Annotated in this window: 20 protein-coding genes; 13 read left to right on the plus strand and 7 right to left on the minus strand. The window is 44.0% G+C overall.

Going from position 1 to position 26,349, the window contains the following annotated elements:
* The first annotated feature begins 406 nt into the window (after positions 1 to 406).
* Positions 407 to 2,050 (plus strand): methyl-accepting chemotaxis protein, encoded by a 1,644-nt coding sequence (locus QQ041_RS10325; protein WP_285953828.1) that lies wholly within the window; start codon positions 407 to 409, stop codon positions 2,048 to 2,050.
* Positions 2,051 to 2,158: 108 nt separating this feature from the next.
* On the opposite strand, the gene QQ041_RS10330 is transcribed toward QQ041_RS10325, so the two are convergent.
* Both QQ041_RS10330 and QQ041_RS10335 read right to left on the minus strand, forming a co-directional pair.
* A complete protein-coding gene (locus QQ041_RS10330; RefSeq protein WP_146490997.1) occupies positions 2,159 to 3,052 on the minus strand; it encodes a lipase secretion chaperone in 894 nt (297 codons plus the stop codon).
* A 37-nt stretch (positions 3,053 to 3,089) separates the two neighbouring features.
* A complete protein-coding gene (locus QQ041_RS10335) occupies positions 3,090 to 4,031 on the minus strand; it encodes a triacylglycerol lipase (protein WP_285953829.1) in 942 nt (313 codons plus the stop codon).
* A 426-nt stretch (positions 4,032 to 4,457) separates the two neighbouring features.
* Between QQ041_RS10335 and QQ041_RS10340 the strand changes: the two genes are divergently transcribed.
* A complete protein-coding gene (locus QQ041_RS10340) occupies positions 4,458 to 5,708 on the plus strand; it encodes an SGNH/GDSL hydrolase family protein (protein WP_285953830.1) in 1,251 nt (416 codons plus the stop codon).
* 167 nt (positions 5,709 to 5,875) lie between these two features.
* Here the strand turns inward: QQ041_RS10340 and QQ041_RS10345 are convergent, their stop codons facing one another.
* Positions 5,876 to 7,207: a DEAD/DEAH box helicase gene (locus tag QQ041_RS10345; protein ID WP_146491000.1), complete on the minus strand. Its 1,332-nt coding sequence runs from the start codon at positions 7,205 to 7,207 to the stop codon at positions 5,876 to 5,878.
* A gap of 361 nt (positions 7,208 to 7,568) precedes the next feature.
* Here QQ041_RS10345 and QQ041_RS10350 point away from each other — a divergent pair, with 361 nt between their 5' ends.
* Positions 7,569 to 7,835, plus strand: coding sequence for an Lpp/OprI family alanine-zipper lipoprotein (locus QQ041_RS10350; protein WP_004737730.1), 267 nt, complete (start codon positions 7,569 to 7,571; stop codon positions 7,833 to 7,835).
* A gap of 184 nt (positions 7,836 to 8,019) precedes the next feature.
* Here the strand turns inward: QQ041_RS10350 and QQ041_RS10355 are convergent, their stop codons facing one another.
* Positions 8,020 to 8,994 (minus strand): L,D-transpeptidase family protein, encoded by a 975-nt coding sequence (locus tag QQ041_RS10355; RefSeq protein ID WP_285953831.1) that lies wholly within the window; start codon positions 8,992 to 8,994, stop codon positions 8,020 to 8,022.
* A 348-nt stretch (positions 8,995 to 9,342) separates the two neighbouring features.
* Between QQ041_RS10355 and deoD the strand changes: the two genes are divergently transcribed.
* The 4 genes from deoD to QQ041_RS10375 all read left to right on the plus strand — a co-directional run bounded on the left by deoD (position 9,343) and on the right by QQ041_RS10375 (position 14,840).
* Positions 9,343 to 10,053, plus strand: a complete 711-nt coding sequence (deoD, locus tag QQ041_RS10360) for a purine-nucleoside phosphorylase (RefSeq protein WP_048661021.1) — start codon at positions 9,343 to 9,345, stop codon at positions 10,051 to 10,053.
* An 82-nt stretch (positions 10,054 to 10,135) separates the two neighbouring features.
* Positions 10,136 to 11,605, plus strand: a complete 1,470-nt coding sequence (locus QQ041_RS10365) for a lactate dehydrogenase (RefSeq protein ID WP_048661020.1) — start codon at positions 10,136 to 10,138, stop codon at positions 11,603 to 11,605.
* Positions 11,606 to 11,790: 185 nt separating this feature from the next.
* The gene (locus tag QQ041_RS10370) at positions 11,791 to 13,260 is read left to right on the plus strand and encodes a hypothetical protein (protein ID WP_285953832.1); all 1,470 of its coding nucleotides are present in this window, start codon (positions 11,791 to 11,793) and stop codon (positions 13,258 to 13,260) included.
* On the plus strand, positions 13,260 to 14,840 hold the full coding sequence (locus QQ041_RS10375) for a GGDEF domain-containing protein (protein ID WP_285953933.1): 1,581 nt from the start codon (positions 13,260 to 13,262) through the stop codon (positions 14,838 to 14,840). The genes QQ041_RS10370 and QQ041_RS10375 overlap by 1 nt, the downstream gene beginning before the upstream one ends.
* A gap of 29 nt (positions 14,841 to 14,869) precedes the next feature.
* Here QQ041_RS10375 and QQ041_RS10380 read toward each other — a convergent pair whose 3' ends face one another.
* Positions 14,870 to 15,772 (minus strand): DMT family transporter, encoded by a 903-nt coding sequence (locus tag QQ041_RS10380; protein WP_285953833.1) that lies wholly within the window; start codon positions 15,770 to 15,772, stop codon positions 14,870 to 14,872.
* Positions 15,773 to 16,021: 249 nt separating this feature from the next.
* Between QQ041_RS10380 and QQ041_RS10385 the strand changes: the two genes are divergently transcribed.
* From QQ041_RS10385 to QQ041_RS10410, 6 genes are all read left to right on the plus strand, one after another.
* A complete protein-coding gene (locus tag QQ041_RS10385; protein ID WP_285953834.1) occupies positions 16,022 to 16,417 on the plus strand; it encodes a DUF3302 domain-containing protein in 396 nt (131 codons plus the stop codon).
* Positions 16,417 to 17,547, plus strand: a complete 1,131-nt coding sequence (locus QQ041_RS10390) for an HlyD family secretion protein (RefSeq protein WP_017092875.1) — start codon at positions 16,417 to 16,419, stop codon at positions 17,545 to 17,547. Before QQ041_RS10385 ends, QQ041_RS10390 begins: the two co-directional genes overlap by 1 nt.
* Before the next feature lie 320 nt (positions 17,548 to 17,867).
* A complete protein-coding gene (locus QQ041_RS10395; RefSeq protein ID WP_285953835.1) occupies positions 17,868 to 18,416 on the plus strand; it encodes an ECF-type riboflavin transporter substrate-binding protein in 549 nt (182 codons plus the stop codon).
* Positions 18,417 to 18,422: 6 nt separating this feature from the next.
* The gene (locus QQ041_RS10400) at positions 18,423 to 20,117 is read left to right on the plus strand and encodes an ABC transporter ATP-binding protein (protein ID WP_285953836.1); all 1,695 of its coding nucleotides are present in this window, start codon (positions 18,423 to 18,425) and stop codon (positions 20,115 to 20,117) included.
* Positions 20,114 to 20,953, plus strand: coding sequence for an energy-coupling factor transporter transmembrane protein EcfT (locus tag QQ041_RS10405; RefSeq protein ID WP_285953837.1), 840 nt, complete (start codon positions 20,114 to 20,116; stop codon positions 20,951 to 20,953). Before QQ041_RS10400 ends, QQ041_RS10405 begins: the two co-directional genes overlap by 4 nt.
* Positions 20,954 to 21,177: 224 nt before the next feature.
* Positions 21,178 to 21,648, plus strand: a complete 471-nt coding sequence (locus tag QQ041_RS10410; RefSeq protein ID WP_210454463.1) for a TetR/AcrR family transcriptional regulator — start codon at positions 21,178 to 21,180, stop codon at positions 21,646 to 21,648.
* Positions 21,649 to 21,719: 71 nt separating this feature from the next.
* On the opposite strand, the gene glgB is transcribed toward QQ041_RS10410, so the two are convergent.
* Together glgB and malQ are read right to left on the minus strand one after the other, a co-directional pair.
* A complete protein-coding gene (gene glgB, locus QQ041_RS10415; protein ID WP_285953838.1) occupies positions 21,720 to 23,903 on the minus strand; it encodes a 1,4-alpha-glucan branching protein GlgB in 2,184 nt (727 codons plus the stop codon).
* 175 nt (positions 23,904 to 24,078) lie between these two features.
* Entirely contained in the window at positions 24,079 to 26,259 is a 2,181-nt protein-coding gene (gene malQ, locus QQ041_RS10420) for a 4-alpha-glucanotransferase (protein ID WP_285953839.1), read from the minus strand.
* Between the last annotated feature and the right edge of the window lie 90 nt (positions 26,260 to 26,349).

Raw genomic sequence — 26,349 nt, forward strand, 5'->3', positions numbered from 1 at the left:
TTAGAATCTGAATGTGACAGTTGTGTTTCACTTAATTGAAGCCTATATGACAACTACAATTTATTTTCTTATTCCCCCCCTACCAAATAGCCTTGAAGTAATCAATTGGCCTCACTCATAGGCACCGAATATTCATTCCAACCTATTTAAGCCAAACCACTCAATATCTCGCCATCCCTTTTATTACCTAATACCACACAAGGTTCTGTGTCAAATAACCCTACCTCAAAAATGGCTAAAGCCTTGTTTGTGCAATAAATATTCAAAATTTATCAAATATCTATCTCATATATCAAAATCGAATCTATTACTGATTGAATTGTCATTCTCAGAAGTTAGAATCACCTGCTAATTACAATAATAACAATTGCTTCTGCTCATTTATTTATTCAAAGAGGGACATTACATGCGCCAACTTCTCAGTGGCTTATCAATCAAAATACAAATTCTCATTCCAGTACTCTTTTCTGTCGTATTACTTTTGACGGGTGTCATTATCGGTGGTGACAAACTGGAAAATGCTTTTAAAGATGTATCAACAGCAACAGACCAATTAATCTTACATAAAGAAGAACTCAGTGAAATCGTCGACAACAGCTACGGCATGCGTATCAAAGCGATCTACAGCTTGTTTAATCCTGACGACGTTAAAACACTGGTCGAAACACTAAACCAAAAACGCGACCAAAATACTCGCCTACTGAATTCATTGAACACAGTGCCAGGCATGCAAGATGAAGTAGCAACGATGACCAAAGCGATGAATCACTATGTCGACTTTTCTCGAACTACCATGCTTCCTCTATTAAGAGCGAAGCACGGCGATACATCACTCTCTGCAGATTTTGAAAACCGCTACCAGACTGCAATCGACCAATACCGTCATGCGGGTAATGAAATGGTGCAAGCGATCAACACTCTGTCTAAGAAGCTGAACTTGCTTGCGACTCAAGAAGTCGACATCAACGGACAGCAACACACCAGCACACTGGATACGGCGACCATTGCCCTGCTAGCGATTCTTTCTATCGCATTAGTCATCAGTTGGACGCTTGCTGGCATCATTGTTAAGCCAATCAGCAATATTCAAGCAACCATGCGCGAAGTAGCAAAAGGTAATCTGCTGGTTAAAGCCGAAGAGTATGGCGACAACGAAATCTCCCGCCTTGCGCAAGATGTAAACCAATCTATTGAACAACTACGAGACACGGTAAGCTCACTGTCTCGAATCAGTATCGAAGTGGCTTCTGCGTCGACAGAGTTAGCGGCTGTAATGACACAATCAAGCGTTAACTCAGATCAAGAGAAGCAAGAGGTGGAGCAAGTCGCTTCTGCTGTAAACCAATTAGAAAGCACAGCAGCACACGTCAACGAGAACGCAGTACAAGCCGATTCAGCGTCTAAGCAAGCTGACGAGATGGCGACACACAGCATGAGCTTGTTTAGTGAGAGCAACCAAGCAAACGAGCAAATGGCGATTCAGCTGAGTGAAGCAGCAAACGTTGTAGGCACGCTAAAAGAGCACTCAGAGCAGATTGGTAAGGTGATTGAAGTAATTCAAAGCATCTCTGAACAAACGAACCTTCTTGCGCTTAATGCAGCAATTGAAGCGGCTCGTGCTGGTGAAAGTGGCCGTGGTTTCGCAGTTGTAGCCGATGAAGTTCGAATGCTGGCGGCACGAACCCAAGATTCAACCAAAGAGATCCAAGCGATCATCGAAGGCTTGCAGGTTCAATCAGGCAACGCTAATGAGAGCATGAGCAGTTCACTGTCGATGTTAGAGCACAACCAAACGCTCTCGGGCGAGGTAAGTGCAGCCCTTTCAGGTATTGCTAACTCAGTAACCGACATGACTGAAATCAACACCCAGGTTGCCTCTGCTGCAGAAGAGCAAAGCCAAGTCACTGCAGACATTAACCGTAATATCTCAAACATCTACAGCCTAGTAAGCCAAAACGTAACCGGCATTACCCAAGCCGCAGCAGCAAGCCACGAGCTATCTAACCTAGCTGAACAACAGAAGCAGCAGTTGGATTACTTTAAGGTGTAGGGTTTAATGTATGAAGTTCAAGGCAACAGATTCAAGCTGTATGCTCTTTAGAACTTGCCTATAAACAAAAAAAACCAGCCATGATGGCTGGTTTTTCGCTTTTAGACACTACTGATCAAATTCAGCCGCTTTGATCCTTTCAATCGCTTCTACCCTTCTCAGCTGTTCTGGTAGGAAGTGTTCAGTCCGAAGTTGCGCAATCGTCTCTTGTTGCTCGGTTTCTGAGAGGGCTGAGTCGTTCAAAACATCATTTCGTTCTGCGAAGTAGACCTCTAACGAGCCTTCAAAGGCCGCTCTTTTTTTATCAAGAGCTTCAAGTCTTTGGGTTGCTTCTTCACCAACAAGTTCGCTTCTCTTTAAGTATTTACCCTGTTCATCGAGACCTTCTGAACTGGATAGCTGTGGGAGTAATACCTGATTTTGATGACTGACTTGAACGTAATCTGGCTGCTCAGATAGATAAGACTCAAGCCTTTGTTGATATTCCGACTCGTCTAGCCCTTCTTGCTTCAGAAGTAACTTTTCTAAAGCAATTTCCCTCATTCTGTTGTCATGGGTAAATAGAATACTTACCTCGCTCTCACTGAAGAATTGAGATTGGAGATCGAGCAACGCTTGATTCAGTGCGCGTAAGTCCTCAGCGGATATTGATGTGGTGTCGAATTGCACGTCCAACGACGTTAGTGCCGACTTATACTCAAGATATTTGGCAAACAGTGCTTCATCAACCAAGGCAGTTGATGATTGCTCGTAGTGCTGTGCCACATTGTCGCGAATATCTTCAAGTGTTAGTTCGGTATTACCGGACACGAAATATTCCATCATGTCTTTTGCTGATGCGTTATCGATGTCGGTGTCTTGTTGAGAGGCAACCTTCAATGAGGAGACGCGTTGTTCGTTGTCATTATGTGTATTGGGTTCTTCCTTTTTTAGATATAAAAAGACCGCCGCTGTGCTCATCAGGGCTATCGTGGTTATCGACAAAATGGCGGTCTTTTTCATTATACTTTCCTTGTTTTCTTATTAAACGGTGTCCAGCCTACAAACCAGCCAACTTCAATCGATTGGCATGCTGGCGATATAACGTCACAGGATCGGTCTCAAACAAGTGGTGAATACCCAATAAACCGTTAATCTCGTCTAGGTGGTTCATTTTGTAATCATCACCAATCACTTTTCCCAAATGCGCGCTGCATGCTCCCACTAACCCATCATTAGGTTCGTTAAAGGCTAAACTAAGGATTGTCATCGCTCCGTCGGTAGGATCAAGAAGGTTGGTAAAAGTGGAAGATCCTGTCCATGAATAGTAATAAACACCGTTGTTTGCTTGCCATTCACCATCACCACACGCAGACGTCGGAACGCCTTCAGGGTAAAACTGATTGAATGCAAGCGAACCTTCAGTGGTCAACGCTTCAAGGGAAGCAAGGCCATCTTGATCAAGATCCGTTCCGCCAGATAATAGGTTGATAAGCGTAGTCAATCCGCCAGCCAACTTAACCGCAATACCTTCCGCGGTTGAACCTTCTGATACGGTTCCACGCACGAGGTCAGCGACTTTAGATCCTTTATGAACACCGCCAATACTTGTCACCGAAGCAACCAGATCAGGACGAACCGATGCGACATAACGCGCCGTAGGCCCGCCATGACTGTGACCGACCAGATTCACTTTACTTGCCCCTGTTGCGGCTAACAGTGTTTCAACTTGGGCTAGCAATTGCTCGCCACGCACTTCAGAGCTGTTGGTCGCTGATACTTGCGCTACATAGACGCTGGCACCATCTTTGGTTAGGGATTCAGGTACGCCATAGAAATAGTCGACACCCGCTAATGTATCGAAACCAAACAAACCATGTACCAACATAATGGGGTATTTCGTTTCCGTGTATCCACTGACTTCTAATGCCGATGCGCTCGTTCCGGCATAGACACCAAAACTGGATAGACAGGCTATCGTCCAAATTAATATCTTTTTCAATGCTCTTTCCTTAAACAGATTAGACCTCTGATGAGTAAAGAGAACCGTAGTTGATGATTTTATAAAACTAAAAAGAGTGACTCGATATTTGTGATATTTAGCTTGAATTAAACAGTTGTGATGAACATTACTCAACCAAAGTCACAATAAACGAAAAAACAAGTAAGCAATTGATTAATAATAATTAAGTGAGATAACTATTAACAGTAAATGTTAATAAAGTAGGTATGGACTCTCGTCCAGAGAAAAATTAAAGAACGCAAAACCGTTGAAAGTTGGATCTATGTAACACTTATTATACGTGCTTCATATGAGTTATTGACGCAACAATGAGTAATATTCAATACATTATCTAAATGATATTTATTCTTATTATTAATAATAAAGTAATTAACCTTACTTACTTTGCTAAATGAGTACTCTAAAATGAAGAAAATGATCTTGGTATTTACGTTGACAATGCCTCTAATTGCATCAGCTATCGCAGATACATCAATGCCTCTAGATGCAACAATTCCTGACGAAGTAACACAAGGGCAGATGCTTGATACACGATCATATATCAGATGCTGGTACCGAACCGACATATCGAATGACTCAGTTGCAACTGATTGGAAATGGGCAAGAAACGAAGATGGCAATTACTACACTATCGATGGATATTGGTGGTCGCCCTCATCGTATAAAAACATGTTCTTTAGTGGAACACCACAATCAGAAATAGAACAACGTTGCGAAGAGACACTAGACATCCAGCATGATGCCGCCGACATCACTTATTTTGCAGCAGACAGTCGGTTCTCCTACAACCACTCGATATGGACTAATGACGAAGAACTCCAAGATAATAAAATTAATCGAATCATCACATTTGGGGATAGCCTTTCTGATACTGGAAACTTATTCAACGGTTCGCAATGGGTTCTTCCCAATGCTAACTCATGGTTCTTAGGTCACTTCTCAAATGGCTTAGTCTGGACTGAGTACCTGGCTAGAGAAAAAAACATACCTCTGTATAACTGGGCAGTTGGTGGGGCTGCTGGCACAAATCAGTATGGAGTCCTCAAAGGTGTTTATGACCAAGTCACGTCGTACCTGAAATACATGGAAGCCGCAAAGAATTACCGTCCAGAAAACTCATTATTTACTTTAGAGTTCGGCCTTAACGACTTTATGAATTACGAACGGTCGGTAGCTGATGTAAAAGCTGATTTCAGCAGCGCTCTAATTCGTTTAATAGGAAGTGGGGCTCAAAACATTTTGCTCTTCACCCTCCCTGACGCCACAAAAGCTCCACAATTTAAATACTCAACAGAAGACGAGATTTCTATTGTTCATAACAAAATAATTGAGTTTAACCTCTTCATCAAAGAGCAAGCTGAGTATTACCAAACTAGGGGGGTCAATGTCGTACTTTTCAATGCTCATGATCTGTTTAACCACATTACTGAAAACCCGCAGCAGCATGGATTTCAGAACGCTACGGATGCATGTTTAGATATTCAACGCCATTCAGCTTCTGATTACTTATATCGCCACAGTTTGACTAATGATTGCGCGACCTATGGCTCAGACCGCTATGTGTTTTGGGGGGTGACGCACCCAACTACCGCAATCCATAAATATCTAGCGGATAATATTCTCATGTCTTCATTTTCGACCTTCGACTTTGAATAGATGCAAAGATAAGAGTCCTTTCAAGCTTTTCAGAAGTTAAAAGAGCATAGGGCAAGATAAAGAGAGACGAGAAATAGACAAAGTACAGATACAAAAAAACCGCCATCATCGGCGGTTTTTAGTTGCATCAACTTTTCAAAGCCAAGCTTTTAGGTCACGCGAGTTGATTACTCGTCGTCCACTTTTGGTGCGACTTTCTTCTTAGGGATAAACACGGTATCACCCACGGCCACATTCTGGTGGAAGCTCTTATCACGCTTGACTGGTTTCTTCGGCGTTTTCTTCGCTTGAGTGTGAGCCTTCTTCTTCGCAGGACCGCCTTTAGTAAAAGCAGGTTTACGAGGCTTAATACCTTTGAACTTACCTTTAAGGCCTTCAAGAACAGAGAAAGTAAGATCTTGTTGAAGGTAAAGCTCAACACGCTTGAAGCTATCCCAATCTTTTGGACCAACTAAAGAAATAGCATCGCCTTTGTTACCTGCACGGCCAGTACGACCAACACGGTGAACGTACTCTTCGGTGTGCTTCGGCATATCAAAGTTGATTACGTGGCTTACGTTTGGAATATCGATACCACGTGAAGCAACATCTGTTGTTACTAGAATCTTGTAAACCGCACGCTCAAACTGACTCATGATCGCATTACGCTGCGTTTGGTTTAAGTTACCGCTCAGTGCAACTGCTTTAAGCTTCTTCTCGTTAAGCTTGTCGGTTAGACGATCAGTATCAGCACGAGTTGCTGTGAAGATCATTACCTGACGGTATTCCGCTTCTTCCAGAACGCGGTCTAAAATCGCTTCTTTGTGATCTAAGTGATCGCAAAGGTAGAATTTCTGTGTGATATCAAGGTGCTGCTCGTTAGAAACACCCACCGAAATGCGCTTAGGTGCGTCTAGCATTTCATTTGCAATACCATTCACTTCGGCGTGATCCAGGGTTGCAGAGAACATTAGAGTCTGACGACGACGGTGCTTAGCCGCGTTTGCAATACGACGCAGTTCTGGAGCAAAGCCAAGATCAAGCATGCGGTCCGCTTCATCAAGGATCAGCGTTTCAACACCATCTAAGAACAAAGAGCGGTGCTCTAGGTGATCAGCAAGACGGCCTGGAGTCGCTACGATAAAACGAGGGTACTTACGCAGTGCTTTAACTTGGTCGTTAAAGTTTTCACCACCCAAGATAAGCGCCGCTTCGTAAGACAGGCCACCAAGCATACTACGTAGTTCACCGTAAACTTGCTTTGCTAGCTCACGAGTAGGAGCCAAAATTACACCACGAGGATCTTTAGCAGAAAACGCTTTTGTTTTTAATGCTTTATGTATCATCGGCAACACAAACGCCAATGTTTTTCCTGATCCCGTTTTTGATGAAGCCAATAGATCCTTACCAGCAATAGCAACAGGGATCGCTTTTGATTGGATCTCTGTCGCCTTCTTGAAGTCGTAATGTTTTAAGTTCTTCAGTAAGCGGTTATCTAAGCCTAAATCTTTAAAGTGCAAAGGACTCTCCAGTCATGATGGTATTGAATAAAATTAATTTAACGTGACATGATACCGCGAAAGTACTTTATAAGGATAGAGATCACAGTAAATTTATCCCTTAATCTATCTTCAGCTAGAACATTGTATGCATTACGAGTAAAGGAGCATCTACCTAAAACCACATCAAAGCCGCATCCATATTTCACATCTCATAAATGAGACAGAACGTGATGCTCAGCTAATTACCTCAAAAATTTAGCAATTTCTTTGGTTATTGTTTTTGCGCTTAAAAAATTAGTCGCTACAATCATTAATGAAGCGACTATATGATAAAGAATGTATAGCGCATCTTTTGATGATAAATAAGCAAGGAGTTCTTATGAATAAGACGTTAATCGCAGCTGCGGCCTCAGTTTTCATTTTAGCCGGTTGTTCTTCAGAGCCAGAAGAAGCTGCAGTGTCAGAAATGGATCAACTAACTAACCAAGTTGCTCAACTTACAAGCGAAGTTGAAGCGCTTAAGAGTGACAAAGCAGCAGCAGAAATGAAGGCTCAAGAAGCATCTGAAGCCGCTATGGCAGCAAAAGAAGAAGCAGATCGTGCTAACGACCGCATCGACAATATTGCAGAGTCTTACACTAAGTAATTTAACTATAAGCGCAATTAAGCTGTAGATTTCAAAAGACGTATATACATTGCAGTAAATTGATAACACCACCTCTTCACAGAGGTGGTGTTTTGTTTTCAAGGTCAATAAACCAAAGTTCAACAGATGAATGGGAAGAACAACTTTGGGTGCTCACACTATTCTAAATTTATAAATAGCTTATTTAGTTAGAAATCATTGGCGGAGCAATTTCAACTGGCACGCCATTTTGAGCAAAGATAACCGCTTTGGCTTTTGAGTTAGGCAAGTCAGCATCTTCAAGCCACCATTCTAACTCGACAGGTATTTGTAAGGATTTCTTAGAGCCATCGCTTCGCGTCAATGGTTCATGCGCTTCAACAAACACGCTTCTATCTGGCTCTAATGACACCTTGATCGGCTCATTAATAATAGTGACCTGCTCGCCACGGCTCACTTGCTCAAAAAGCCACTCGATATCTTTAGGCTCCATGCGAATACACCCAGAGCTTACGCGTAAGCCTATTCCAAAATCTTTATTGGTACCGTGTATCAAATAGTCGCCTGCGCCATAAGCAAGCCTTAGAGCATACTCACCAAGTGGATTTTCAGGCCCTGCAGGAACGACCTTAGGCAACTCAATTCCCTTCTCTAAATACTCTTTGCGGATCGACTTCGGTGGCGTCCAAGTCGGATTTGGTCTTTTTTGGCTTATCTTGGTGATCATTTCCGGCGTATCACGTCCGACTCGTCCGATACCGACAGGGAATACATGCACCTGATTTTTCTCGGGCTCAAAGTAATACAACCTTAACTCCGCAAGATTAATAACAATACCTTTTCGTGGGGTATCTGGCAGGATCAAACGGCTAGGAATACTTAATATATATCCTTCCGGAGGTAGAAAAGGGTCTACCCCTTTGTTTGCCGCCATTAAAGAGAGAAAGCCAATATCGTATTGTTTAGCAATGATAGCTAACGTTTCACCTGATGCTACTTCATGCTGCTGTATTCTACCCACAATGCGGCTTTCTGCAGGAGGGAGCTCAAAAGTTGCCGCAGAGACCCACGACGACACCATCCCACCGGCAATCAAAGTTACTTTCGCTGCAAGCAACGCTACTTTACGTAATTGTGTTTTCATCGAGTGCAAAGGCGTCGAGTTAGCGCAATACGACATACAAATCCTTGGTTTGTCTTTTTATCAAAGTTTAGATTATCGCTGTTCAAACGTCTCTACAACGGTTAGTTGTAGCTAAATTCACGTTGGTTTACACAATTAAAAGTACCTTTTAGTACTGTTGCATATCCATATGGACACGCAAAATCGATTGCCTTTACGCTTTCAACATATTTGGTTATCAATATTAATAAAACTATAATGGCAAACCTATTTTGTGACTAAAGTCTCATGGAGCCTCGTTTTAACTCGCTAATATTGCCTCAACAAAACGAATTCAATTCAACAGAATCGGTAATTGATTAAATCCTGTTCCTATAATTACCGTTTAAACTTTGGAGAACGACCATGGCTACACCTCATATTAACGCTCAAGCTGGTGATTTCGCAGAAACAGTACTAATGCCGGGCGACCCGCTTCGTGCAAAATACATTGCAGAAACATTCCTTGATGACGTGAAGCAAGTTTGTGACGTTCGCAACATGTTTGGCTACACAGGCACTTACAAAGGTAAGAAAGTTTCTGTAATGGGCCACGGTATGGGTATCCCATCATGCTGCATCTACGTACACGAGCTAATCGCTGAGTACGGTGTAAAGAACGTTATTCGTGTAGGTAGCTGTGGCGCAGTACGTGACGACGTTAAACTAATGGACGTTGTTATCGGTATGGGTGCATCTACTGACTCAAAAGTAAACCGCATTCGTTTCAACAACCACGACTTCGCGGCTATCGCTGATTTCGGTCTTCTAGAAGAAGCGGTAAACCAAGCACGTGCACAAGAAGTTCCAGTTAAAGTTGGTAACGTATTCTCTGCAGACCTTTTCTACACTCCAGAAGCTGACCTTTTCGAAAAAATGGAAAAGCTAGGCATCCTAGGTGTTGATATGGAAGCGGCTGGTATCTACGGTGTTGCTGCGGATCTTGGTGCTAAAGCACTGACTATCCTAACAGTATCTGACCACATCATCCGTGGTGAGAAACTGAGCTCAGAAGAGCGTCAAAAATCTTTCAACGACATGATGAAAGTTGCTCTAGAGACTGCAATCAACATCTAACGATTTGATAAAAGATACATTGAAAAGCGTTACCCCGCAGCCAAGCTCACTTGGCTGCTCAAATAATCCCGAGGGGGAGATCGTGTCTAACGACAAGCTGCCAAAAGATGCGGATGGTTTGCAACTCAACTTTTGTAAAACATTGGCGTGTGACAACTTTGGCTTGAGCGATGCAAAACGGTATGTTTTGCAACACGCGAACCCTAAGCGTCCAGCGATGGTTTGTCGTGAATGTGGAGCTTTCCCCCCCTTACTTAACAACCGTGAAGTGTTAAGCGAACTTCATCGCCTAAGACAACTTCACAGCGATGGGCTCCCAGCTTGTCGTAATGATGATTGCGATAACTTCGGCTTATCGGTTCATACACACAAACATCTTTATCATGCCTTCGGCTACAGTGGCGACAGGCAGCGCTACAGATGCAAAGATTGCCAATCAACCTTCGTTGATAAATGGTCTGGATCCAATAAAAAACTTCAGTTTCAAGAGAACCTCATGGGTCTATTGTTCATGGGTTATTCCGTGCGTGAAATCTGTAGAAAATTAGAGATCAACCCAAAGACTTTCTATGATCATGTTGACCATATCGCCAGCCGTTGCCGTCGTAAATTAGCGATGATCGATGCTCGATGGGTTAACCATGCGAAAGATTACGAATTCGCTTCTCACTACCAACGTCTACAACCACAAAGCAACAACGGTGTGGTTTGGATAGCGACGGGTGAGGCGCATTCTGGTTATATCCTTTGCCAACACGTTAACTACTCTCAAAATGAAGAACCGTCAGGGAATGTGGACCATAATCCTTATGATGATGTTGCGCGCTTTGTATCCAAAGAACACTCTTCAGAAGCTAATCTCGAACTACCTCAGCCCTCTGACAAGCTAAAAGAACGCATTGAACAGCAATACCAAGTAATTCTAGCAAGAGGTAATGTTGAGGACCCTATGGGCAACCTCACTACATTTAGCTACCCTTCGAAAGGCGCACTAATTCGGCCGCCTTATACCTCATATGCTCACTTCCTACATGTGCTTGATATGTGTAATGAAGACAAACATGTCGCCATCTATATGCCACAAGATCCATTACTAAGATCTGCCGCTTTAAGCGTATGTTTGCCGCGCATCCAGAGTCAAAACATTGACCTTATGTATGTAGAGGAAGATTCAGGCTGGCAAGACGATCAAAGTTTCGAAAAGATCGACATCGTTCACATGAGTTGGTGGCGCGATCGTTGGGCTATCGCGAATCAAGGTGATAATCAGAAAGGTATTTGCTACCTAACAGGTAACAATCCAGAACCAAAACAGTGGTTTAACACGGCTTCTATTCAGCAAACTAAGTTCTATCAACAACGCTTTCAGCTGCTATTTGATAGCTTCATTAATGAACCTAGACGTAAGCTTCGTCCTGGGGGCATTCTTCCATTACTCGACATATTTAGAGCTTGGCACAATCTGTGCTACCAAGATAAGCAAGGGCTCACAGCAGCGCAGCGCTTAGGTGTAGCAGAGCAGCCATTGACCCTAAAGCAACTACTTTCATAAAAACGGACATCTAGATAATTATTCGGGAACTCGTTGATTTTAAAGCGACAACATGAGGTAACACCCATAATTGGAAAAGATCGATGTTCCTTTGACGCTCTGGGAAAGATAATTGGTGCTTATCTCAAATCACACTCTTATAATGATTGTGTTATCAATATGTTCGATAATTATGGATCTAAGTCTTGGACAAAAATCAGTACCTTCTTGAAACAGAACTAGAACAACTCAAAACTCGTGCCGACTCTGAGCCCTCAGTGATCCTAGAGGTTGCTCAACAGTGCCTAGTCAGATCAGAGCAAGTTCTGTTTGAAGAGGGGGCTATCCAGTCATTGATGTTAATGGCAAGGTGCTGTTGGAACCTGATGGATTACCAAAAAGGTTTGAAATACATCAAAGAAGCCTACAAGCGTCAAAGCCAACTAGATACCGACCTTTTTCTTCCCGAAATTCTCCACTTACACGCGCTCCAGTTCTGGGGGCAAGCCAAGTATTACTCCGCTCAACAGTTCTGGATCAATGCCTTAGAACAATCTGCACTGGTTGATGAAGTCGAGATTCAAATTGAATGTCTCATTGGTCTGGGCAACATTTGGCGAATGACTCACGAATATAAGCTTGCACGTTCTACCCACCAGCTTGCCGTTAAAGTGGCTAACAACAGCCGCATTGGTTGGTTAGAAGGCAAGGCAAGAATACTGCTCGCCTGGGATTACTACCTGCTTAACAACTACGTTGAAATGTTGTCGGTGCTCGATGGTGCGGAAGAAGCATTAAAAGACCATAAAGATAACACCTGGCATGCTGAAGTATGGGACTTTCGAGGTCTTGCACTACTGGGCCTTGAGCGTTTAGATGATGCCGAGCGCGCTACAGCCAAAGCGCACAATCTAGCGGTAGAGCACAACCTTGTCTGGATGAAAGCGCACTCTTACATCAGTCGAGCTCGATTAAAGCTCCTGAGAAAAAAACCAGAGCAAGCAGCAGAGTTACTGAGGCTCGCTGAACAATCCGCAAATGAATTCGATAATGGTGAGTTGCTTAGCCAAATTTGTTACCAGCAATCCTTGGTAGCAGAAGAAAACCAAGATTTCAAAGCTGCGTTAGTCGCCTTTAAAAAATACCGTCAATATTCTATCGGTATGCTTAAAGAGCAAACTAATCGTGTCGGTTTGGACAAAGCACGCAGTTCAAAACGCCAGCTTGAGCAGAGAGCACGAAAGCTTATTAATCGTATTCGTGGTCAACACGAATACGATCCTGAAAAGCACCTCTCTTATGTCGTCTCTGAAACCTTTTGGTGGGAGAAACTGGTACTCTTTAAAACCGAACTTAAGCGTTCAAACCACAGCATCATTATGTTCCATCATGTCGATACTGATTACTTAGATGTCTGTACTGAGATTGCTCATACCTTATGTAATCAAAACGACTTCATAGCAAGGCTGAGTTCCGAGCGTGTTGCGCTTATGCTTTCCGAAAAAGGCGAAGTCGCAGAGCAAACCTTCCAAACTCTCAGCACCATGCTTGATATCTATCCCTGGCATAGAAGAGGATTAAAAGGTTCGAGACCCGCTGTCAGCCTCAACGATATTTTGACGTTCCCGTTCACTCTTGAACAACTTGAAGAAGACGATGCTGAGGTCACAGGATGATGGAAACTCTACTAAGCAAGATCACAGATGCCGGTTTAGACCCTTCATCGGTATCGGGTGAAGAAGCGATCATATTCTGGAACCACATTCGCCAGCACATTTCGACTACACAAACAGAGCAAGCGCATTGCTATATTATCAGCTCTGAATACCGTGCCGAATTACAACAAAAGCAAACCAGTATAGAAGAGCTAAGACTTGCTCTTGACCTACTCCATCTTCCTGCGGATATCGAAGACATTCTTACAGTAAAAACCAGCCTAAGTGACCGCTTAGTCGAAATTGGTGATTACACTTCTGCACTGAATGAATTTATCAGCTCATCAACCATCGCTGTTGAACACGGCCATATCGATGAGTATGTATTGGCAATCTTAGGCATGGGGAACTTATGCGATGCCTATGGTGATCACAACAGAGCCCTTCGTTACTATCAAAAAATTGGCAGTATTGACCATGCGATAAGCAGTCGCTCACTTCGCCTCAAGTTCAAACTCCATATGGTGGCAAGCTTGCTCCTGCTCAACCGTATTACCGCAGCCAGCGATTTACTGAATGAATGCGAAGAACTGAGTATTTTGGTAAGTGACAAGCTGCTCACTGCTCAGATATTGCTTTACCAGGCGAAGGTACTGCGCGCTAAGAAAAGATACAATGAAGCGCTACGCTGTTTGTCTAAGGTTCAATACCCAGCCAACAGCACTCAAGCAAGCTGGCTCGCAACCATGACCCGTCTCGAGTTAGCACATTGCCTAAGTGCAACCGGAAAGCAAGACTATGCGAGCATGATTTTGTCGAGCACGGACAAACGTGTAAAAGCCTACTCATCGCCAGTGCTTGCGAAGCGTTTCTATGACTCTTTGAGTGACGTATGTATGAATCAGGGCCGTTTTCAAGAAGCTCTAAGCTATGAGAAAAAAGGTTACCGAATTGAAACCGATCTGATGAAGAAGATCCCGATCAGTGAGCTGGGGGCGAGTCAATTACGCCGCCTGTCACGTTTTGAGTTACAGCTTAAACTCATCCTTTCTGAACAAGAAAACAGAGAACTGAAAGAGACGACTGAACAACACAAGAATGCAGTTGCTCAGCTACAGCAAGATGTTTTCACCGACCCACTGACAGGATTACACAACCGTCGCTGGTTAGATGTGAAATTAAAGGATATGTTGCTGCATGAAACCTCTTTCGCACTGATGGTTATTGATATCGACCACTTTAAATCTATCAACGATGAACTGAGTCACTTAGTGGGTGATAACGCGATTGTCAGCGTCTCTCAAGAACTTAGAGCGTACTTTAAGTTCAGAGGAGCTTCATGTGTCAGGTTTGGTGGAGAAGAGTTCTTGGTCATCCTAGAGAACAGCGATCTCGCTAAGGCAGAAATGCACTCTGAAAATTATCGAGAACGCATCTTCCAATTCGGATGGCATGAAATACTCGGAGAGCGAGGTTTAACCGTGAGTATCGGTATCACTTTACATCGTGAGGGAGAGAATACTCAACGAACCTTCTACCGCGCTGATAAAGCACTATATCGAGCCAAAGCCAATGGTCGCAACCAAGTGTGCACAGAGTGACATGTAGTTCTGTAGTTAAGGCCTGCACCTTATTGATAGAAGAACAGAGAAATTCCAGCAAGGGCGGTAAGCGTCCCGATGACACTTTGCTTTGACACCTTCTCCCCTTTCAGCGCATAAATTACCAAAATAAAGACCGGGCTGGTCGCTATCAACGTTTGCGCAATCGCAGGGTTAGCATTTTTCAACGCTACTTGTTGAAGCCATAGAGCGAGAAACGTCCCGACAAAGATTGCCCCTAATAACCACAGTTTATCGAGCTTGGTCATTTCCCATAAATCTCTTTTTATCGATGAATACGGCTTCTTTTCAACGAAAGGGATAATCAGCATCACGGCAAACACGCCAATCGTCAGGCGAATCAGTGCACCTAACAATGGTGAAATGTCACCCGCCACTAACGCGTAGTGAGAAATAACCACACCAGATGCCTGACAGACACTCGCCACAAGCCCATAACCAATACCACCCCACTGCGCTTTGTCATTCGATTCACCGCTCGCCGATTTTGATGGCTGGAAGACAACGAAGGTCACCGCCAGTGTTGTAATCACGACGCCGAGCCAGCTTTGCACTGTCAATACAGCGCCAAGGAACATTAATGCCAACACACCAGAAAGAGGCGGGGCTAAAGACTCAAGTAACAACGTCTTATTGGCACCGATTCTTTTCAACGCCGCAAAATAGGCGCTATCTCCAATCGCAATGCCAATCACACCTGAAATTGCCAATATCAGAAAATGGTTAGTACTCAGTTCAAACTCCGGCATCGGGATAAAAGGCATGACCAGCAACATCATCCCTGACGCCACTACACCCTTAACAATGTTCAATTGCATCGCAGAGAAGCGATGTCCAAATTGCCCATAGATCCATGTCGCACACGCCCACACAATTGCAGCGCCAATGGCCGCCAATTCACCTATATACATCCGTATTTGTCCCTAGTGGTTATGCCCGTCATTTAGAATCGTAACTGTCATCATTTCAGCTGAAATACCAACCAGAAAGCCGAAATAGCCTCTTCAAACGCGATCGGATTTTATAAGATTTATCAATGCTTTTATTCGATTAGAAGCGACAACACATTATTTTCAACTCGGTAAATCATTTTTATAACAATTACTTGGATGATAGCGTAGTATATTTATAACTAATATCTAACATTACAAGGATCTGTTATGTTTTTAGACTACTTTGCACTCGGTCTACTGATTTTCGTAGCATTAGTCATCTTTTACGGCATCATCGTTATTCACGATATTCCCTATGAAATTGCGAAAGAACGTAACCACCCTCATCAAGATGCTATTCACGTCTCAGGCTGGGTTAGCCTATTCACCTTACACACTATCTGGCCATTCCTTTGGATTTGGGCGACGCTATGGCGCAAAGATCGTGGTTGGGGCTTCGCTAAATTAGAAGAAGAGCAACACGATATTCATCATCGCGTCGATATTCTCATCGATCAAGTGAGTACTCTTCAGGAAGAAATCGCACAGCTCAAGCAAGCAGGTGCTGAGCAAAGCAGTCCAGAGAAAGAGACAAACAACGTTCAAGATCAGGAGACTAAGTAATGGATTTACTGCTGATAATGACCTATGCGGCGCTTTGTATCACCATTTTCAAGGTGTTCAATATACCGCTAAATAAATGGACAGTACCTACTGCCGTACTTGGAGGTGTGATCATAGTAGGTACCCTAATTCTACTAATGAACTACAACCATCCATTTACACAAATCGGTAACCAAGTTTACTCAACAACGCCAGTCGTTTCAGGCGTTAGGGGTAAAGTTATCGAAGTGCCAGTAGAAGCAAACAAACCTCTGAAGCAAGGGGATATTCTTTTCAAAATAGACCCAGTTCCATTCGAAGCTGAAGTCGCAAGGTTAGAAGCCAAGGTAAAAGAAGCAAGCCAAGGTGCTCTTGGAATGGAATCTGAAGTGGTTGAAGCAGAGGCTGCAAAAATCAAAGCCATCGCGGAAAGAGATAAAGCCCAACGTGAGTTTTCTCGTTACAAGCGCGGTTACGACAGTGGCGCTTTTACCGAGCAACAATTGGATACTCGCAGACAAGCTTACAAAGCATCGGAAGCGGCCGTGAAAGTTGCAGATGCAAACCTAGAACAAACAAAGATCGCCTTGGACTCTGAAATAGGTGGCGAGAATACAGCGGTTTTAAGCTTATTGGCTGAATTACGTAAAGCTCAGTTTGATTTAGAACAAACCGTGGTTCGAGCTCCCACTGACGGATACGTTACGCAATTAGCATTACGCCCAGGTGTAATGGCAGTTCCACTTCCTTTAGCTCCCGTGATGACGTTTGTTCACACAGAGGAGCAGTTCTATACCGCTGCATTTAGACAGAACTCCTTACAACGCCTACAACCGGGTTACGAAGCTGAGTTCCTGTTTAGAGCATTGCCAGGAAAAGTATTTAAAGGACGTATTGATGAAGTGATTCCAGCTATTGGTGAGAGCCAATTCCAAGCTAGAGGCGCGCTTCTAGGTACTGACGCATTACGTACCAGTGGTCGCGTGTTTGTTAAATTGAGCATCACTGATGATCTGTCTGACTACCATTTACCTATGGGTACAGCAGTTGAAGTTGCCGTATATTCTGACAGCTTCACTCACGTGTCTATTATGCGTAAGGTCCTTATTCGCATGAAGAGTTGGCAAAACTATCTATATCTAGACCACTAACTATACCTAGACCACTAAATGGTCACAGATATGCGACAAACCCACTTAACACATTGTTAAAACGAATGAAAAAGCCAGACCTGTTCTGGCTTTTTTGTTGCTTGATTAACCGTAAAATTGCGCTTTTTACACGATATTTAGGTGTTCAGATGGAATTTTAGACATCTAGACACTTACCTTCCCTTATGGAAGGGTTCTACTGTATAATGCGCGCCTTATTTTTTATATTTGCCCAAAAAACGTTCTCATTGAGACGCATATTAATAATGGTGAATATTCGTTCTTTATTAAGCTTTATCTTTCAGTATTCGAGGTTATCTATGAACTTTTCAGCTAAAACAGTGGTCGTTATTGCCATTGGCGCGGCACTGTACGGCATTGGTGGTTTACCTATGTTTGGTGTCCCAGTGTTTGCGAACACGACATTGAAACCAGCGATGGCAGTCCTAGCACTGTTTTCTGTTTTGTTCGGCCCAATTGTTGGCTTCTTAGTTGGCTTTATCGGTCACTGGGTAACGGATCTGTTCGCAGGCTGGGGCGTATGGTTAACCTGGGTACTAGGCTCAGGTATCGTAGGTATGATTATCGGCTTATTCCCTATGATGACTAAGAACCGTCTTCAACAAGGCGAGTTGCCAATGAAAGATTTTGTCTTGTTCGTGATACTGGCCCTTGCAGGTAACGTTGTAGGCTATGGCTGCTCTGCGTTCCTAGACACCATCCTATACGCAGAACCGTTTACTAAAGTCTTCACTCAACTGTCTATCATCGCAGCGGGTAACACCGTTCTGATCGCTGTTGTGGGCTTCCTGATCCTAAAATCAGTCGCTAAACGCAACAAACAAAGCCGCAACCTGACTGAGGCATAAGCGATAATGACTATAGCATTTTCGAACTTCTCTTTTAGATATGAGTCGCTGGATAAACCGACGCTAAAAAATATCAATCTAAGGATAGAGAAAGGAGAGAAAATCGTCATTATTGGACCAAGTGGTAGTGGTAAATCTACCCTAGGTCAGTGTCTCAATGGTTTGATACCTCATGCAATCAAAGGTGAGGTAACTGGCTCTTTAGAGATAAACGGCAAGAATATCTCTGAGTTTTCGATGCACGATTATACCGAGCAAGTCGGCACAGTATTGCAAGATACTGACAGCCAATTTGTCGGGTTGAGTATCGGTGAAGATATTGCTTTCGCATTGGAAAACCAGTTGATGTCGAACATTGACATGTACCCGTTAGTTAAGTCGACGGCAAAAATGGTCGACCTAGCAGACATGCTTGAGCGTTCACCTCATGACCTTTCTGGTGGCCAAAAACAACGAGTATCGTTAGCGGGCATCTTAGTTGATGACGTTGATATCTTGCTGTTTGATGAGCCTCTAGCAAGCCTTGACCCGAAAACGGGTAAGGCAACGATTGAGATCATTGATCAGCTACATAAAGAAACCAACAAGACTATCGTGATTATCGAGCACCGCCTCGAGGATGTCCTACATCGCGATATCGACCGCGTGATCTTAATGGAACGCGGCGAAATCGTTGCTGACACGACACCCGATGAAATCTTGGCTTCTGAATTACTTGATACACACGGTATTCGTGAACCGCTTTATCTATCAGCCCTTAAAGCAGCCAAAGCACCTTTAACAAGCGAAGACAAGCTGTCCAACCTCAAAGCTTTAGATTACAAAAGGTTCCGTCCTGCGGTTCAAGCTTGGTTTGCTGAACGCCCTACTCCCGTTGCTGAAAAGCAGTATCAACCTTTGCTCGAAGTGCATGGCCTGACTTACTCTTACGACGGTGAAAAAAACGCACTCGAAGATGTCAGCTTTAAGATTGGCAAGGGTGAGTTTGTTTCAATATTGGGTAAGAACGGTTCAGGTAAATCGACCATCACCAAGATTATCATGGGTGTGATTGACGCGGATTCAGGCTCTTCGTACCTGAACGGCGAAGACTTATCTGAACTTTCTATCTTCGAAAGAAGTCAGAAAGTCGGTGTGGTAATGCAGAACCCAAACCATATGATCTCGCATCATATGATTTTCGATGAGGTTGCATTTGGCCTTCGTAATCGTGGCGTTACAGAAGACGAAATCAAAGACAAAGTAGAAAACGTTCTTGAGCTTTGTGGCTTGAGCAAGTTTCGCCATTGGCCAATCGAAGCACTGAGCTACGGTCAGAAAAAGCGCGTAACAATAGCGTCTATCTTGGTTTTAGAGCCAGAACTTCTGATCTTAGATGAGCCAACGGCGGGTCAAGATTACCGTAACTACACATCGATGCTGGCGTTCATTCAAAAACTCAACCGCGACCTAGGCATCACCGTTGTGATTATCTCACACGACATGCACCTCGTTCTCGAGTACACCACACGTTCAATCGTGATTGCAGACAGTAAGCTGATTGCCAATGCCGCGATGACGGAAGTATTCAGTCAGCCTTCGCTGTTAGAACGCGCAAATCTTTGTACCACCAGCATTTATGAACTCGCGACCATGATGAAAATCGACGACACCAATGCATTTATGCAGTACTTCATCGACTACGAGAGAAGCGCTCAATGAATGCATCAAAAGTAAAATTCGGCATCAATTACATCGATACCAAATCGCCGCTGCACGCTCTCAATGGCATCACCAAGTTTGCACTCTTCTTAGCTTGGGTAACAGTGGTATTGACTACGTTCGACCTAAGATTGATTACGCTGCTTATTGTGACTGGTTTATACCTGCTAAAGCTTACCAATGTGCCTGTACGCGTATATAAGCCCTTGTTATTAGGAACGGCGAGTGTATTAAGTCTAAATGCTCTGTTCATGTATCTACTGGCTCCACAGCAAGGTACTGAGCTCATCGGCAGCGAAACCTTATTGCTGACATTGCCGGGTAACTACTCGTTGAGCCAAGAGACACTGTTTTACTTGGTTACTGTGACGCTCAAATACATGAGCATGTTCCCGATAGCGTTGATTTTTGTCTTCACAACGCATCCGACTGAGTTTGCAGCGAGCCTCAACCGTATCGGTGTTCCTTACAAAATAGCTTATGCGGTGAGTCTAACCCTGCGTTACTTGCCTGAGGTTAAGAAGGACTTCATCAATATCATGCACGCTCAACAGGCTCGTGGTGTAGAACTATCAAAGAAAGCACCACTTATCACTCGCATCAAAAATGTTGCTAAAGTGTTAGGGCCATTGATTTTTTCAAGCTTAGATAGAGCAGATGAGATCTCAAATGCGATGACATTACGAGGTTTTGGTCGACACAAAGCACGCACTTGGTATAGCTATGCACCTTTGAAACGTGTCGATTTCGTTTGTTTAAGTGTCATCGCTTTTATCGTGGTGTTAGCCATTGCGAAACGCATTCTAGAGCCGCAGTTATTTTGGTATCCGTTCTAGCCATCTGAATTAGCAAAGATAAACAAAGACTTTAAATAACACACCGCTCAATAGGGCGGTGTTTTTGTTTATGCCAAAATCTGATTGATAATTGAACCAATGACACAATACTGACTATATTTAACGATAAATTGACCAGTTATTTACCCTTGGAGTTTGAGATTTAATTCAGAAACTCTTAATATACTGTGTTTACAGAATATTACACTCAATAGAGATTTGTAATGGCTCGAATTACTCAAGTACAGAAACTAGAAAACCAAAAACACTACGATGAAATCGTACTAAACCTTTTTCTGGCTGAAGGACATGAAGCACTAACTTATGCAAGGATTGCTCAAGAGATTGGCATTAGTTTAACGACGCTTCAGGGCTATTATTCATCGACACGCGCTATCCGCTCAGTGCTTCACAAGCACATGTTATCGATTGTTATCCAAAGCTTAGACTTCTCGTCAGAAGCGGCGTTTGTTCAATCTTGGCAAGATGCTTTAGATGATGAACAATTCCGCTACGTTATCAAACTCATGTTTTTCCATGCATCTCAGGTTAAAAGCCCTGAAGAGTTCGACCTCAGCTCAAATGGTGAATTTCGTGAGAAGATGTTTGAGAGCTTTGGAACAGACTCCATTAGGATTATTGAAACCGTGGTAGGACGTTCTATGCTCTACCTTACGAACTTCAAGCAGCACTAAACCAAATGCTCTGAAGTAGAAAAAGGGAACCATAAGGTTCCCTTTTTTGTATTTCGACTACGTGAATTATATTACGAATTCAGCTTATAGAATACCGTCGATAGCGGCGGTAAACGCAACTCAATCGATGTATCCAGACCTTCGCTTTCTAGTGATTCGATCTCAGCAGTCTGCTTCACTTCAAAACCACTGCCGGCGTAGTCAGTCGAGTCAGTATTCAACAATAGTGAGTACTTACCTTGTACTGGTACACCTAAACGGAAGTGCTCGTTAGGAACTGGCGTAAAGTTAGATACCACCAATATACGCTCACCAGATTCACTGATACGTTCATGCGCTAGAATACTCGCTTCTGCGGAATCTTGAAGACGCCATTCAAATCCTTTCGGATCAAAATCAAGATCGTGCATTGCAGCTTCAGAGCGATACAGGTTATTCAGGTCTTTCGTTAAACGCTGAACACCTTGATGACGTTCGTAATCCAGCAAGAACCATTGCAGTTGGTCATCATGGTTCCATTCGGCCGTCTGACCAAATTCTGCACCCATGAAATTCAGCTTCTTACCCGGCTGCGCATACATGTAACCCATATAAGCACGCAGGTTAGCGGTTTGCTGCCATTCATCACCCGGCATCTTGTTGTGGATAGAGCCCTTACCGTAAACCACCTCATCATGAGACAGAGACAATACATAGTTCTCACTGTGTGCGTAAACCAGTGGGAACGTAATCGTATCGTGGTGATATTTACGGTTAATTGGGTCTTCTTGAATGTAAGACAAACTATCGTGCATCCACCCCATGTTCCACTTAAAGCCGAAGCCTAAGCCGCCCATAAAGGTTGGTGCAGAAACGCCAGGAAAAGCGGTCGATTCTTCCGCAATGGTCATTGCATTCGGGAAGTGTTTGTACACTTCTTCGTTCATCCATTTAAGCGTTGCAATAGCGTCATAGTTTTCGTTGCCGCCGTCTGCGTTCGGAATCCATTGATCATGGCTGCGCGAGTAATCGAGGTACAGCATCGAAGCTACTGCATCAACACGGATGCCATCGATGTGGAATTGCTCGAACCAGTACAGTGCATTAGAAACTAAGAAGCGACGAACATGTTCACGACCTAAGTCATAGATGTACGAGTTCCAGTCTTGGTGCCAACCACGACGTGGGTCTGGATCATGGAATAACGGCGTACCATCAAAATTAGCTAAACCGTGATCGTCACTTGGGAAGTGAGCTGGAACCCAGTCAAGCACAACGCCAAGGCCCGCTTGGTGACATTGGTCTACAAAGTATTTGAAGTCATCCGGTGAACCGAAACGGCTGGTTGGTGCGAAAAGGCCAACAGGTTGGTAACCCCAAGAGCCGTAGAATGGGTGCTCTGAAACAGGCATCAATTCAACGTGCGTATAGCCAAGATCCGTTAGATATGGAATCAGTTCTGCCGCTAGCTCACGGTAATTTAGGAATTCGCCTTCAGCATTACGCTTCCATGAACCGGCATGCAGCTCATAGAACGAAAGCGCTTCTTTACGCTTTTGCGTTACTGGGCGATTCTGCCACTTAGCATCTTGCCACTCGTAACGAGCGTGATCGTAAGTCACAGAAGAAAATGATGGGTATTGCTCAGAGTAGAAACCCCATGGGTCAGCTTTATGCGGTAAGCCTTCGCCATCAGGTCCTTTTAATTCAAACTTGTATTGAGCGCCCTCTTCCAGTTCAGGAATGAATAGGCCCCACATACCATAATCGAGACGCTGCATTGGGTGGCGACGACCATCCCAAGCGTTGAAGTTACCTACCAAGCTTGCCGCTGTTGCGTGCGGAGCATATACCAAGAAACGAGTACCTGAAATCGTCTGTCCATCACGCTCTAACGTAATAAACTGAGCCCCCATGTGATGGTACATATCCTTAGGTGTGTGAAGATCTTCATAGCTCGCGTACAAATCATGATACTGGTATGGATCATCAATGATCTGCTCTACTCCAGCCCAATCAACTGCAAGCTTATAGTGAGTGAAACGTAAGTCTCTCTCTTGCTTAAGAATGAAACCACTTTCACCCTCTCGCGCTAACTCAATACGAGGTTCCTTTCCAACTATCAACTCGACTTTATCTGCCCCAGGAATCCAGACACGTAATGCACCTTGCTCAGAAGGTAAGTATGGCCCTAAAAACGCAAATGGGTCTGTGAAACAAGCCTGTGATAGTTGGGTATATATTTGTTTTTGCTTTGAAATCGAACTTAGTTCCAAAACGTTTCTCCCTAACCAAACATCCAAAAAACATAATACAAAAATGCCCGCTATTAGTGCGGGCAATATAACGACGGTTTATTCTACCAGATGAGCATTCATTATTGAGTGACCGAGGTTGTAGTTTCGTACGGCGTAAGCAAAAAACCACCTAATTTCAAGTCACTCAACGTCATTACTTACCTGCTTTTTCTCGAACTTCTGTGAGCTTAGAAGCGATACGATTAACGCCTTCGTGAGCAAAGATTTCGTCCAAGTTCATTGATAGTTTACGACGCCAGTTAGGGTACTCATCGACCGTGCCAGGAATGTTTACCGGCTTATCCATCTCTAACCAATCTTCCAGCTGAACACTCAGTAGTGTTGAACCACCAGCTGCTACGTGCAGTTGAAGAGCTTCAGCAAGGTAAGAATCCATCGGCACTTGGCTCGCATCGCGACCAACACCTTCAGGTAGGAAACCATGCCATGCCACTGAGTCTAAGATACCTTGTTTGCACTCAAGACGGTCATCGAACAGAGTTTCTAGCTGTGCTGCGTCTGGGTATAAACCAATCTCTTGCCCCATCTTCAAGTCATCACAGTGCCAGAAGCCACGCAATGTTGGCATATCGTGCGTACACAGTGCCGCCATTGATTGTGATGCATAGTGTTTCGGTGAGATGAAACCACCGTCTTCTTCTGATGTTTCAAAGAAGAACACTTTGTAAGAGTGCACGCCAGCATCTGCTAGGATGTCTACGATCTCATCAGGTACCGTACCTAAATCTTCACCGATAACGCTACATTGGTAACGGTGAGATTCGAGCGCAAGAATCGACAGCATATCTTGCACTGGGTAGTAGATGTAAGCGCCTTTGGTTGCGTTTTCACCCTTTGGAATCCACCACAAACGCAGTAGACCTAAAACGTGGTCAATACGCAGTGCACCACAGTGCTTCATGTTCGCACGAAGTAGCTTGATATAAGCGTCGTAGCTTGTTTCTTGAAGCACTTCTGGGTTTAGAGGAGGTAGACCCCAGTTCTGACCCAAAGGACCAAGAATATCAGGTGGAGCACCAATGCTCGCATCCATAACTAAGTTGCCTTCGTCAGCCCAAGTTTCGCTGCCTGAATCTGCAACACCTACCGCTAAGTCACGGTACAGACCAACTGCCATGCCCTTCTCTTCTGCAAGAGACTGTGCATCGTTGATCTGGCAATCTGCTAGCCACTGTAGGTACATGTACAGATGAACGTTTTCTAGGTTCTCTTTGATGTACTTCTGTGTCGCTGGGCTGTCGAATGTACGGTACTTCTCAGGGAATACCGGCCATCCCCACATGCCAGAATCTTCAGCGTGTAGTTCACCATGTAGAGCATCAAACGCGGCTTGATGCATTAGGCTGTCGCCACCCTCTTCTACGAAGGCTAAGAACGCTTGAGCACGGTCGCTGTTCTTGTCTAGATGACGAGTCTTAAATTCTGCGAATAACAGAGGCAAGATACTCATCTTAAGTTCAGACACTTCGGTGTAGTTTACCCAGTGTGCTTCACGCGCTTTTTGTAGACGTTGTTGGAACTCTGCGCTGCCTACCGTTTGTTGTGCTTCTGCACTTAGTGCGAATTCAGGTACTGAGCTCACATCAATGTATAGGATGTTCAACCAGCGACGAGAAGACGGGCTGTATGGGCTCGCGCCTTCAGGGTTCGCAGGGAACAATGAGTGGATTGGGTTTAGACCAACGAAATCCCCACCGCGAGAAGCGATATCAGCAACAAGCTGTTTTAGGTCACCGAAATCACCAATACCCCAGTTGTGCTGAGTTCTTAGTGTGTAAAGTTGAACACTTGGTCCCCACAGCTTTTTGCCTTGCTCGATTGGTGACTGCTTGAAACACGCTTTTGGCGTAATAATCAGTGTCATCTCGTAAGGCTTCTTACGGCGCTTACGGCTCACAATTAGCTTGTGATAACCCCATGCCAAATCACTTGGCAATGCAAACACTAAAGGGCCACCCTCGGCACGCTCGTCACGAACGACTTGAGATTGAAGATAGCCTTCAAGTACCTCTCCTTGCTCGGTTTCTAAGCGCCAGCTGAACTCACTTTCACGAGCACTCACACCTAGATTAAGCGCCACTTCTACTGGCTCACCGTCACGCAAGACAAGAACTGGGTCTAGTACATCTTTTTTGTGTTTTCTTTCTGCTGACTTAAGCAGTGCATCATCGCTGCTTGTATCGTAGCCCAACGAAGCCAATAGAGACGTAATCGTCTCGTCTGATACTTGTGCTTCATCGCCCCACGCACTAACGTAACTGTCGGCAATGTTTGCCATTTCTGCGACTTGTTTTAATACGGTCTGTTCTTTCATCGCTCTCTCCGAAAACGTTCTGACGCTTTCTATTTTGTAGGGTTGTTATCTAATTTGTTACTAATCAATTAGCTTGTGGCAATCAGTTTG

Source organism: Vibrio sp. TMPB1044 (genome assembly GCF_030442075.1).
Lineage (GTDB): Bacteria > Pseudomonadota > Gammaproteobacteria > Enterobacterales > Vibrionaceae > Vibrio > Vibrio satsumensis.

Coding starts and splice junctions, on each gene's coding strand:
- QQ041_RS10400 (WP_285953836.1), top strand. CDS start 18,423: ATGACTATAGCATTTTCGAACTTCTCTTTTAGATATGAGTCGCTGGAT.
- QQ041_RS10340 (WP_285953830.1), top strand. CDS start 4,458: ATGAAGAAAATGATCTTGGTATTTACGTTGACAATGCCTCTAATTGCA.
- QQ041_RS10395 (WP_285953835.1), top strand. CDS start 17,868: ATGAACTTTTCAGCTAAAACAGTGGTCGTTATTGCCATTGGCGCGGCA.
- QQ041_RS10405 (WP_285953837.1), top strand. CDS start 20,114: ATGAATGCATCAAAAGTAAAATTCGGCATCAATTACATCGATACCAAA.
- QQ041_RS10385 (WP_285953834.1), top strand. CDS start 16,022: ATGTTTTTAGACTACTTTGCACTCGGTCTACTGATTTTCGTAGCATTA.
- QQ041_RS10410 (WP_210454463.1), top strand. CDS start 21,178: ATGGCTCGAATTACTCAAGTACAGAAACTAGAAAACCAAAAACACTAC.
- QQ041_RS10355 (WP_285953831.1), bottom strand. CDS start 8,994: ATGTCGTATTGCGCTAACTCGACGCCTTTGCACTCGATGAAAACACAA.
- deoD (WP_048661021.1), top strand. CDS start 9,343: ATGGCTACACCTCATATTAACGCTCAAGCTGGTGATTTCGCAGAAACA.
- QQ041_RS10350 (WP_004737730.1), top strand. CDS start 7,569: ATGAATAAGACGTTAATCGCAGCTGCGGCCTCAGTTTTCATTTTAGCC.
- QQ041_RS10380 (WP_285953833.1), bottom strand. CDS start 15,772: ATGTATATAGGTGAATTGGCGGCCATTGGCGCTGCAATTGTGTGGGCG.
- QQ041_RS10330 (WP_146490997.1), bottom strand. CDS start 3,052: ATGAAAAAGACCGCCATTTTGTCGATAACCACGATAGCCCTGATGAGC.
- QQ041_RS10390 (WP_017092875.1), top strand. CDS start 16,417: ATGGATTTACTGCTGATAATGACCTATGCGGCGCTTTGTATCACCATT.
- QQ041_RS10325 (WP_285953828.1), top strand. CDS start 407: ATGCGCCAACTTCTCAGTGGCTTATCAATCAAAATACAAATTCTCATT.
- QQ041_RS10375 (WP_285953933.1), top strand. CDS start 13,260: ATGGAAACTCTACTAAGCAAGATCACAGATGCCGGTTTAGACCCTTCA.
- malQ (WP_285953839.1), bottom strand. CDS start 26,259: ATGAAAGAACAGACCGTATTAAAACAAGTCGCAGAAATGGCAAACATT.